At 60.9% G+C, this 10862-nt stretch carries 10 protein-coding genes; 6 read left to right on the plus strand and 4 right to left on the minus strand.

Annotated features, from left to right (window positions below; translation table 11 throughout):
• Positions 1-2 precede the first annotated feature (2 nt).
• Positions 3-479: a pyridoxamine 5'-phosphate oxidase gene (locus DWQ09_06370; protein ID KAA3628986.1), complete on the minus strand. Its 477-nt coding sequence runs from the start codon at positions 477-479 to the stop codon at positions 3-5.
• Here DWQ09_06370 and DWQ09_06375 point away from each other — a divergent pair.
• Positions 454-1149, plus strand: a complete 696-nt coding sequence (locus DWQ09_06375) for an NERD domain-containing protein (GenBank protein ID KAA3628987.1) — start codon at positions 454-456, stop codon at positions 1147-1149. The genes DWQ09_06370 and DWQ09_06375 overlap by 26 nt on opposite strands.
• 151 nt (positions 1150-1300) lie before the next feature.
• Here the strand turns inward: DWQ09_06375 and DWQ09_06380 are convergent, their stop codons facing one another.
• Positions 1301-3343: an elongation factor G gene (locus tag DWQ09_06380; GenBank protein ID KAA3628988.1), complete on the minus strand. Its 2043-nt coding sequence runs from the start codon at positions 3341-3343 to the stop codon at positions 1301-1303.
• A gap of 301 nt (positions 3344-3644) precedes the next feature.
• Between DWQ09_06380 and DWQ09_06385 the strand changes: the two genes are divergently transcribed.
• Entirely contained in the window at positions 3645-4133 is a 489-nt protein-coding gene (locus tag DWQ09_06385; protein KAA3628989.1) for a DUF4389 domain-containing protein, read from the plus strand.
• Between the two features lie 8 nt (positions 4134-4141).
• On the opposite strand, the gene DWQ09_06390 is transcribed toward DWQ09_06385, so the two are convergent.
• Both DWQ09_06390 and iscR read right to left on the minus strand, forming a co-directional pair.
• Complete coding sequence (locus DWQ09_06390; GenBank protein KAA3628990.1) at positions 4142-4465, minus strand: ferredoxin family protein; 324 nt, start codon at positions 4463-4465, stop codon at positions 4142-4144.
• Positions 4466-4475: 10 nt separating this feature from the next.
• On the minus strand, positions 4476-4949 hold the full coding sequence (gene iscR, locus DWQ09_06395; GenBank protein KAA3628991.1) for a Fe-S cluster assembly transcriptional regulator IscR: 474 nt from the start codon (positions 4947-4949) through the stop codon (positions 4476-4478).
• Between the two features lie 256 nt (positions 4950-5205).
• On the opposite strand from iscR, the gene DWQ09_06400 reads away from it, so the two are divergent.
• The 4 genes from DWQ09_06400 to pdxH are packed head-to-tail and all read left to right on the plus strand — an operon-like array spanning position 5206 to position 10167.
• On the plus strand, positions 5206-5898 hold the full coding sequence (locus DWQ09_06400; GenBank protein KAA3628992.1) for an ABC transporter ATP-binding protein: 693 nt from the start codon (positions 5206-5208) through the stop codon (positions 5896-5898).
• The gene (locus DWQ09_06405) at positions 5892-8396 is read left to right on the plus strand and encodes an ABC transporter permease (protein KAA3628993.1); all 2505 of its coding nucleotides are present in this window, start codon (positions 5892-5894) and stop codon (positions 8394-8396) included. The genes DWQ09_06400 and DWQ09_06405 overlap by 7 nt, the downstream gene beginning before the upstream one ends.
• Positions 8397-8410: 14 nt before the next feature.
• Positions 8411-9556 carry a carotenoid 1,2-hydratase gene (locus DWQ09_06410; protein KAA3628999.1) on the plus strand — a complete coding sequence of 382 codons (1146 nt, stop codon included), beginning with the start codon at positions 8411-8413 and terminating at the stop codon, positions 9554-9556.
• Positions 9557-9567: 11 nt separating this feature from the next.
• Entirely contained in the window at positions 9568-10167 is a 600-nt protein-coding gene (pdxH, locus tag DWQ09_06415) for a pyridoxamine 5'-phosphate oxidase (GenBank protein ID KAA3628994.1), read from the plus strand.
• The last annotated feature ends 695 nt before the right edge of the window (positions 10168-10862 follow it).

The raw sequence follows: 10862 nt of genomic DNA on the forward strand, positions 1-10862 counted from the left end.
GGTTACTCCTCGTTTTCCAGTGCCTGGAGCGTGTCGGCCGATAAGGTACGTGCAACACCCAATCCGCCGACATAGCGCGCCTCAGCGATAAACAGGCGCAGTAGCATGAAATCGCTGAACTCAAAAAGTTGCCTGGCTGCCGGGAAGCGGTTCAGGTACCGTTTGGCGGCAGTACCGCAGTGGCCGTCGTCGCGGTCCACCACGACCACACGACCGGTAAGCGTCAGGCGACGCAGTGTTTGTGGGTCGTGGCGGCCGTCGTCGGGTTCACCGATCGAGAGCGCTGCGCGGGGGTTTTCCAGCAGTGCACGGGTATGGGCCGCAAGCAGCGAGAGCAGCAGCAATATGCTGGCCAGCCCCGGCTCCGTCGCGTAGGCGACCTGTGCGGCGATCGGGCCATTCCGGCCACAGGCGGCCAACGCCGCCCAGCGCCCGCCATGGATCAGTCTGAGCATGCTTGTGCGATCCTGGTGTTGCATGCGGTCTGCGTATCCTCCCCAGGGAGTGTTGAACCGAAGGAATGTGGCACGTATTCTACCCGACCCTCTTGGCGGCTTAACGATACACCCCGGTGTGAATCACTTCTCTCCCTACTTGCTGTGGTTGACCATTGGCGCGGGCGCACTGCTGTTGGTGGCGTTATTGATCATGATCTGGCGGCGCGGCCGTTCGGACCGCGGCCGGATGCGCCGCGTGCTGAAGCAGCTCAGTGGCGTCTATCTGCAAGAGGTGCTGATTCCTGACGGGTTGGGCGGTGAGATCCAGATCGACTACCTGGTGCGTTTGCCGGACAGGTTTCTGGTGATTGACCTCAAGGAGATGAGTGGCGTGCTGTTTGGCTCCGAGCAGATTGATGAATGGACCCAGATTGTCAATCGGCGCAGCTACCGTTTCCGCAATCCTCTCCACGATAATCGGGCGCGTTGTCAGGCGGTGGCCGAGCTGGTCAAGCCCAACGAGGTGCTGGGGCGGGTCGTGTTTACCGATACCGGCGAGTTTCCCCGTGGGCGGCCACAGGGTGTCTCCACCATGGCGACGTTGATCGGTGATCTGGCTCATCCGCAAATGGCAGCGCCTCGGCCTGACTTGGATAAGGTCTGGCAAAAACTGACTCATCTGGCCACGCCTGCCCCACCCATCAAGATTTAGGCGCGATTATCGGCTGCTGGCTCCCACTTTTTGTCGATTACAACCGCCTGTTTCTAGGCACTCCGAATAATTTGCTTAAAACAAGAAAAGTGGGAAATAGTAAATTTTTTAGGCGTCTTGAAATGGATCATGTGAGAGAGTCCGACTTTTATTAGTGTTTATTGGCTGCCTGATGCTCGCTGATGATTGTTTTCTGGATGTTTGCCGGTACCTCTTCATAGTGACTGAACTCGACGCTGTAGGTGCCTTGCCCCCCGGTCGCACTCTTGAGAAAGGTCTGGTAGTCGCTGATCTCTGCCATCGGGACCTCCCCCTTGATGCTCAATAGTCCGCCCATCAGGCTGTCGGTGCTGCTGATTCGCCCGCGTCGTCCAGGCAGGTCACCGGATACGTCGCCCATGGCCGCTTCCGGCACCGTGATATCGATCTTCACCACGGGCTCCAGCAGGACGGGCTTGGCCTTTTCCACCGCCTCCTGAAAGGCCTTCTTGCCGGCAGCGACGAACGCAACTTCTTTGGAATCTACCGAGTGGTGTTTGCCGTCACAGACGGCAACCTTGATGTCATGCAGCGGGTATCCGGCAAGAAAACCCTGCTCCATCGCCTGCCGCACCCCTTTCTCGACGGCGGGGATGAACTGGCCGGGGATGGCGCCCCCTACGACCTCGTCGATGAACACAAAACCCTCGCCGCGCGCCAGAGGTTCGACACGTAGATGCACCTCGCCGAACTGTCCCGCTCCGCCGGTCTGCTTCTTGTGGCGATGGTGACCCTCGGCCGTGGCGCGAATCGTCTCCCGATAAGCGATGCGCGGTGGGCGGGTTGCGACCTCGACGTTGTAGCGGTTCTTCATCTTCTCCAGCACGATGCGCAGATGCAGCTCACCCAGACCGCGGACGACGGTTTCGTTGGTGGCCGGTGAATGTTCCACCTGAAAGCTGGGATCCTCCGCGCTCAGCATCGCCAGTGCCCGGCTGATTTTCTGATCGTCCACGTGGTGGCCGGTCTCGATCGCCAGGCCGTGCATGGGTTGCGGGAAGAGCATGGGGCGCAGACAAACGCCGCCATCCTCCTGGGAGTCGTGCAGCACCGCATCGAAATGAATTTCGTCGACCTTCGCGACAGCGCAGATCTCACCCGGCAGTGCGTGGTCGATCTCCACCGTCTCCTTTCCCATCAACCGGTAGAGGTGTCCCGCTTTGAACGGCTTGCGGGCATCGCCGATGTAAAGCTGGCTGTCACTGCGGACCGTGCCCTGGTGAATACGAAAGATGCCCATCTTGCCGATGAAGGGATCGGTAGTGACTTTGAAGACATGGGCCAACACATGCTTGTCGGGATTGTGCTCGGCGACAAATTCGTCCTGCTGACCGTCGGTCTCGCGCAGGAAGACATGGGGATTGCCCTCATGAGGATTGGGCATCAGCTTGACGATCACCTCCAAGAGTTCCGGTATCCCGGCGCCGCTCCTGGCGGAGGTGAAACAGATCGGAATCAGGTGACCGTTACGCAGCGCCTCTTCGAAGGGCTCGTGTAACTGCTCCGGGCTCACCTCACCATGCTCCAGGTAGAGCGCCATCAATTCCTCGTCGACCTCCACCACCTGGTCGACGATTTCGGTATGGGCGTCGGTTACCGAGAGAATGTCGGAGTCACCATTGGGGTTGAAAAAACAGTCGACCACCGATTGCCCGCCGTTGGCCGGCAAATTGATGGGCAGGCATTCGCTGCCGAAGAGTTCGCGGATCTGAGCAAGCAATCTGGTGAGATCGATGTTCTCGGCGTCGATCTTGTTGACAATGATCAGCCGGCAGAGATGCTCTTCGCCGGCGCGCTCCATCATGCGATGCGTCACGGTATCAATGCCGGACTGCGCATCGATGACGATCGCCGCCGTCTCCACCGCTTCGAGCGCGGCGTAGGCTTGTCCGAGAAAATCGGGATACCCCGGGGTGTCGATCAGGTTGATCAGCCGTTTCTGATAGTCAAAACTGGCAACCGCGGAGGCCAGCGAGTGCTGGTGTTCTTTCTCTTCCGGATCAAAGTCGCAGACGGTGTTGCCGCGCTCGATCGTGCCCGGAGTCTTGATGGCGCCGGCTTGATGCAGCAAAGCCTCGACCAGCAACGTCTTGCCGGCGCCGCCTTGGCCTACGAGTGCAAGGTTGTGGATGTCTTCGGTGGAATAGCCGGGCATGGGGGCCTCCTCGGCGCCGCCCAGGAAGTGGGTCAGTGACCCTACCCCCCGCCCGCTCCCATAGGTCGGGTTGCCTCTGTGGTGGATGTGATCACATTGGCGGTTGCGGCCTCGATGGTCTCCGCCGCGCCACCGCTGCGATGTTCTCTGTTCTGTTTCAAGGATAGGTAGCGTGCGGAGCTGGTGCTTGTCAACCTGGATCGGGACCATGCGTTGGCAAGCTCTGCCTTGGCAGTTACTGGAAGGGCGGTGTAAGGTGGTCGCGCGGTGCCGACGCACCCATTGAGATTCGGAGGGCACGATGGAAAAAGAAGAACTGCGTGAGCATTTGACCGCCCGCGATACCTGGATACGCGGGCTCTATATACTGCTGTTTGCCGTCATCTACAGCATTGCGGGCCCGGTGCTCGCGGCGGTCGTAGTGTTCCAGTTTGTAGCGCGCCTGATAACCGGCGAGGTGAACGAGCGCCTGTTGGAGTTTGGGCAGCAGTTGAGCCGCTATCTCTACGACATATTGCGCTTTTTTACCTTCAACATTGATGAGAAGCCCTACCCCTTTGCGCCCTGGAACAGATCCACCGACAGCGACCCTCCCGCGGTTTCTGGTGAGACTCCAGGCCCGGCCAGGTCGCCGGCGAAGAAAAGCGCGCCGAAGAAACCGGCGGCAGCGAAGAAAAAGTCCGCGACGCCGCGTCGCGCGGCGCCTAAGAAAAGCCCTATCCAATCCACGGATCAGGCGGAGGGAGATGAGCCGCCAGCGCTGCCGCCTGGTGACGAACCGAACCGCTGAGTTTCCGCTCAGCGCTCCAGCAGATCGAGCTTGCCCTCCTTGTCGCGCCAATCGTCGGCGTCAGGGGGGGGGTCCTTTTTCTGCACGATGACCGGCCACTCGGCGGCAAGTTCGGCGTTAAGCGCGATAAAGTGTTGCTGAGATTCGGGTAGCTCGTCTTCTGACAGAATCGCCTGTACCGGGCATTCAGGCTCGCAGAGTGCGCAGTCGATACACTCCTCGGGGTCTATCACCAAATAATTGGGGCCCTCGTGGAAGCAGTCTACCGGGCATACCTCCACGCAATCGGTGTACTTGCACTTGATGCAGTTCTCGGTGACAACGAAGGCCATCGCGTTTTACTCAAGCGGCGTTGCGCCGACTGTGCAGGTTGCGACGTCCGTTCAGATCCTGTTCGCCGGCGCGCTCGCGCACCTTGGGCTGGTTGACCAGGTTGGCGAGCGTTATCCCATCGAGGAAGGTGTGGATCTGATTGCTCAGTTCGGTCCACAGATCGTGAGTCAGGCACCGCTCACCGTCCTGGCAGTTGCCTTGACCGCTGCACTTGGTGGTATCCATGTTCTCGTCGACCGCCGAAATGATCTCCGCGACACTGATGGTTTCAGCCGTCCGGGCGAGGCGGTAGCCGCCGTGGGGGCCGCGGGTGCCTTTCACCAATCCCTGGCGGCGCAATTTGGCGAACAGCTGCTCGAGGTAGGAGAGCGAAATCCCCTGGTACTCGGAGATATCCGCCAGGGGTACCGGCCCAAGTTTTTCGTGGATGGCCAGATCGAGCATGGCGGTAACGGCATAGCGCCCTTTGGTCGTGATACGCATTTCACTACTCCTCTTTGCGTGGTCAACCCCGACGGTGGCTGCGACGGCTGGATTCTCGGCCTTTGTTGATCGTGGAGGGGCTTATGCAGGATTCCACGGCCGCCTGTGTAATTCACGCTAGATTACCCGAGTTACTCTGTCAACTATAGCGTTGTTTCTTAAGACAGGCGGTTGTTAGGATGGTTCTCCTTTCTTGCCTCGTAGTTGGCAGAGGTGTGATTGAAGCGATGTGGCATTCCCGTTCTGCGGAGTCGATGTGAACACCCCTATTCTCGAACTCGAGGCGTTGTCCAAGAGTTACCATGAAGGTGAAGCGCGGCGCGAAATACTGCGGGAAGCGAACCTGCGTCTCCAGGCGGGTGAATTTGCCGTTCTTCTGGGGCGCAGCGGCAGCGGCAAATCGACGCTTTTGAACCTGATCAGCGGTATCGACCTCCCCGACCATGGGCAGGTGCGCGTCAATGGTGTCGAACTGACCCGATTGAGTGAGCGCGATCGAACGCTGTTTCGTCGCCGCCATATCGGTTTCATCTACCAGTTCTTCAACCTGATCCCGATCCTGAATGTCTGGGAAAATCTGGTCCTGCCGCTGGAGCTGGGGGGCGCTCTCACAGCAGCACAGTCGCGCCGTGCGCAGGAGCTGTTGGCGAGGGTGGGTCTGGGTGACAGGCGGAAGAGCTTCCCCGATCGGCTGTCGGGAGGCGAGCAGCAGCGCTTGGCCATAGCCCGCGCCCTGGTCAATCGGCCGGCTGTGCTGCTCGCCGACGAACCCACGGGCAATCTGGACGCCGCGACAGGGCGTCAGGTGCTTGATCTGCTCCACGAAGTGCTGCGCGATGCCGGCCACACGGTGTTGATGGTGACGCACAGCGTTGAGGCCGAGCGTTTCGCCGACCGCGTTTTCGAGTTGCGCGATTACGGGGTCAGGGAGCGCGCGCCATCGTGCTGAACCGCGCACTGCGAGGGATAAGCTATCGTTACCTGACGGGCCATCCCTGGCAGGCGGGGCTTGCGGTGCTCGGCATCGCCCTCGGGGTCGCCGTTGTGGTGGCGGTGGATCTGGCCACCGCCAGCGCCCAGCGCGCGCTCGAGATCTCCATCGAGCGTATTGCAGGTCGCGCGACCCATCAGCTCCGGGGCCCACCCGCCGGCATTCCGGAGAGCCTCTACGTGCAGTTGCGAGGCGAGCGCGGGATGCAGCACAGCGCACCCCGGGTCGCGGGTTTTGGAACTATCGGCGGGAACACCTACGAGCTGTTGGGCGTCGATCCGTTTGCGGAGGCGCCGATCGGGCGCCTGGGCGGGGCGCTCTCCTTTTCGCCTGCTGCCATCAATCTGCTCATTCGCCCCGGCTCGATCGTACTGCCTGCGGAGGTGGCCAAAGAACTGCAGGTTACACGAGGCGATGTGGTGCGGGGGCGATTTGCGGGCTTGACGCACACACTGGTGGTGGTGGGTGTGCTCGCTGTACCCGATGATGCCCAGCCACAGGGACGCTTGATCATCACCGACATCTCGACGGCGCAGGAGTTGATGGGCAGCATCGGTTACCTGAGCAGTGTCGATTTGATCCTCGTATCAGACCAGGTGTCAGTCTTGCGTGGTCTGCTTCCTGACGGCTACCTGCTCGATGCCGTGGGCGGCCAGGCAGGCGCACTGGCGGCGATGACGCGGGGCTTTACTCTCAACCTCAGCGCGCTCAGCCTGCTCGCCCTGATGGTGGGTGGTTTTCTGATCTATAACACCATGACCTTTTCGGTAGTGCAGCGCCGCGATCTCTTTGGCCTGTTGCGCATGCTGGGCGCCACCCGTTACCAGGTGTTGGGCCTGGTGCTGGGTGAGGCCGTGTTGATTGGCGCCGTGGGCAGTCTGATCGGGATGCTGGTGGGGGTGCTGTTGGCCCAGGGGCTGGTGCAGTTGGTGACGCGTACCATCACCGATCTCTACTTCGTGCTGACGGTAAGGGAGTTTTTCTTCGACACCACGACCCTGATCAAGGGCAGCGCCCTGGGTATGGGGGCGACGCTGCTGGTTGCTCTCTTTCCCGCCTGGGAGGCAGGCAGGTCCACCCCGCGCATGACCATGACCCGCTCACTGCTGGAGTACCAGGTGCGTCGCATCGTTCCCTGGCTTGGCGGCGCTGGCGTCGCGCTGGCGGGGAGCGGTGCCGGAGTGTTGGCGTGGAGTGATAGTATCGTGACCAGTTATCTGGGGTTGTTTGCCCTGGTGGCGGGGGCGGCACTGCTCAGTCCGTTGGCGACACTGCTGCTGGTCAGACTGTTGCCGCAGCGGAGCAGGCTGTTGGTACGTCTCGCGACGCGCGGGATCACCGGGGCGCTAAGCCGCACCTCTGCCGCCATCGCTGCGCTGGTCGTAGCCATCGCTGCAACGGTCGGCATTGCGATCATGGTGGTCAGCTTTCGCGCCACCGTCATCGACTGGCTGGACTATCATTTGCGTGCCGACATCTATGTCTCGGTCCCGGACGCATACTCCCGGCGCGCCAGTTCGCCGCTGACACCGGCCGTGATCGATGCGCTCATCGGCCATCCCGCCGTCACGGAGTTCACCAGTTGGCGTGGTGTCGAAGTGGGCGCTCACCTCGGTCCCATGCGTTTGTCGGTAGTGAAATTGACCGCAGCAAGCCGTCGGGCGTATCGCCTGTTGCCCGGCAACCTGGAACCGACCTGGGATCGGGTTTCGGTGGGGGCGGTACTCGTTTCGGAGTCGCTGGCCTATCGCCACGGACTTGCCCCGGGCGATGTATTGCAGATCGATACGGATCGCGGGCGGCACGCTTTTCCCGTTGCGGGCATCTACTACGATTATGGCTCCGATCGCGGCACGGTGCTGATGGCGCGTCCGGTCTACGAGCGGTTCTGGTCGGAGCGCGCCATCTCGGCTCTGGGGCTTTATCTCGAGGAGGGTGCTGACCCGCAACAGGTGATCGATGCATTGCGCGGCCGGGTCGCGGACAGGCAGGAGGTGGTCATACGCAGCAATCAGAAACTGCGCGAGTCTTCGATCGCGATCTTTGACCGCACCTTCACCATTACTCAGGTGCTGCGCCTGTTGGCGATGGGGGTCGCCTTCGTGGCGGTGGTCAGCGCCCTGATGGCGATCCAGCTGGAACGGGCCCGTGAGTTTGCCATCTTGCGGGTAACGGGCATGACGCCTGGCCAGTTGTGGCGCCTGATGCTGGGCCAGACGTTGCTGATCGGTGCGGTGGCCGGAGTGTTGGCGCTGCCGCTCGGGACCGCGCTCGGGTGGATTCTGACCCAGATCGTCAATCGCCAATCATTTGGCTGGAGTCTCGGCTGGCAGGTACCACCGGGTACGTTGCTCTTTACGCTGGCGTTGGCCTTGATCGCGTCGCTGCTTGCCGCGATCTACCCTGCCTGGCGTATGGTGCGCACCTCACCGGCATGGGCGCTGCGCGAGGAGTGAAGGTGATCTGGCGCATGGGTCTCGGCTTGCTCGTCGTGGTGCTGATTGGCGTCGGTTGGCGGGGATTGGGGGGTGATCAGCGGGACCTTGTTGCTCGCCAAAACCAGCCGTTGAGCGCGCGCCACTTGTTGGCGGGTACCGACGCGACCGGGTACGCGCGTGCAGTGTCGCCTCGCCCGTTCACGTTTCCACAGGACCATGCCGCGCATCCTGACTATCGTCACGAATGGTGGTATCTCACCGGCAACCTGCAGGATGCGCAGGGGCGCCGCTACGGATATCAGTTCACGCTGTTTCGCTACGCGCTCCAACCGGCGGAGACGGGAGGCGAGTCGGCATGGCGCACGCGGCAGATCTATATGGGACATCTGGCCGTTACCGATGTCGCGTCCGGACGCTTTCACAGCTTCCAACGATTTGCCCGCGGTGCCCTGGGCCTGGCCGGAACCGGGATCGATCCGCTGCGTATCTGGCTGGAGGACTGGGAGCTTGGCGCGGAAAACGAAGCATCGCCATGGCGTGTCCGCGCCGCCGAGGGAGAGTTCGCGATCGATCTGGCGCTGACACCGACCAAGCCCATTGTGCTTCAGGGCGAAAGCGGATTGAGCCGCAAGGGCAGCGAACCGGGCAACGCCAGTTACTATTACTCTCTGCCGCGCCTGGCAACCCGAGGAAGGATTACGCTGGGGGGCGAGCCTCTCGCCGTTGCCGGATTGAGTTGGCTGGATCGGGAATGGGGCACCAGCGTGCTGGGGAGCAAAGTGGCGGGTTGGGATTGGTTTGCCCTGCAACTGGACGACGGCCGCGATCTAATGCTTTACCATTTGCGCCGCACCGATGGCACTCTCGATGCGCACAGCGCAGGAGTTCTCGTCGATGCCGGCGGGAATGCCGTTGCGTTGGCGCTGCGCCCGGAGAGCCTTGCGGTAACCCGGACCTGGGTGAGCCCGCGCACCGGTATCGAGTACCCGGCCGGTTGGCGTCTTCACTTACCTGAGCATGGGCTCGATTTGATCGTGCAGCCACTGGTGGCGGCCCAGGAGTGGAATCAGGCGGTACGCTACTGGGAAGGCGCGGTCGCCGTGCGGGGAGGTTCGGGTACAGGTGGAATGACCGGTTCGGGGTATGCCGAGCTGACCGGATATGCAAAAAACGACTAAAGGCCGTGAGCATGAGCAACGAATCTTTGACACTTTACCGTGAGGCGCTGAAGCGGCTTGAAGGGCTGCTGGAGAAGGTGAAGGAGACCGATCTTCCTGAACCCACGGCAGTGACTCTGGCGACCGCCAGCCCGGAGGGTCGCCCCATGGCACGCACGGTGCTGTTGCGCGGCTTGGATGAGCGCGGGATCACCTTCTTTACCAATCTGGGAAGCCGCAAGGGACGGCAGTTGCTGGACAACCCCCACGCCGCGCTCGCCTTCTACTGGCCACCGCTCGCCGAACAGGTTTTGGTGGAAGGAACGGTGGAACTGGTGAGCGATGCGGAAGCGGACGCCTACTGGGCAACCCGTCCCCGCGAGAGTCAGATCGGCGGCTGGGCCTCGCGCCAGTCGGAACGCTTGCCGAGCCGTTTCACGTTGCTGCGCAGAGTAGTGAGTCGCGCGGCGCGCTTTGGCGTGGCGCCGATACCCCGCCCGCCCTTTTGGTCCGGGTTTCGCATTCAACCGCACCGCATCGAGTTCTGGAGCAGCCGGCCCGCGCGGTTGCACGACCGGCGTTGTTACCAGATCGTGGATGGTGAGTGGGAGACGTTCTTGTTGTATCCGTGAGGTGCACGCGGGCTGTTCGAAAAGCCCGGTAGGGCTTTCAACGCATAGAATTTAATGTCAAAGAACTGGACTCGCGCAAAGGCGTCAAGACGCCAAGAAGCGCAAAGGAATTCCAGAATCGGCGTAGAGTGAGCGAAGCCCACGCGAGTTAAAACATTGGTCAACTGAAATAGTCGGCCTTGCATCTGTCAATCAGCATCAGATGAACTCAAGTCCTAGATGACCCGGATCGGCCAATTAAAGCCCTTCACTTCGCAAGACTCGAATAGGAGAAAAGCCGCGGTAGCGGACATTGGACGTTAAGGTATAAATATATCGTCGATAGTAGGAAGAAGACGTTTACAGTACCAGGTGCCCCTGAAAAGGGCTTTGACCCCTTTACCTGGTCCCCGTGAAACATCTTGATGACCAGCCAATTGGGTTTCCAATTGCCCCATCTTTACAACCCCAACCCCGTGATACACATAACTAAGGAACGTCTGAATAAGTGATGCAAACCAGCACGGCCGATTCAATATGTTTGTGTTTTTCATCATAAGGAGCGTTTGCAGGCAGTATTCGGCTCAACATGGGCCGTTTTCTAGCCGTTTTGTGCGCCGTTGCGGTTTATCAGGCGCACCAATCCTATGTCGGGCATCGCAATCGTCGCCGCGCCAGGTACAGATTGGTCAATGCACTCAGTACAAACAAGGCAT

The organism is Pseudomonadota bacterium (genome assembly GCA_008501635.1).
Lineage (GTDB): Bacteria > Pseudomonadota > Gammaproteobacteria > QQUJ01 > QQUJ01 > QQUJ01.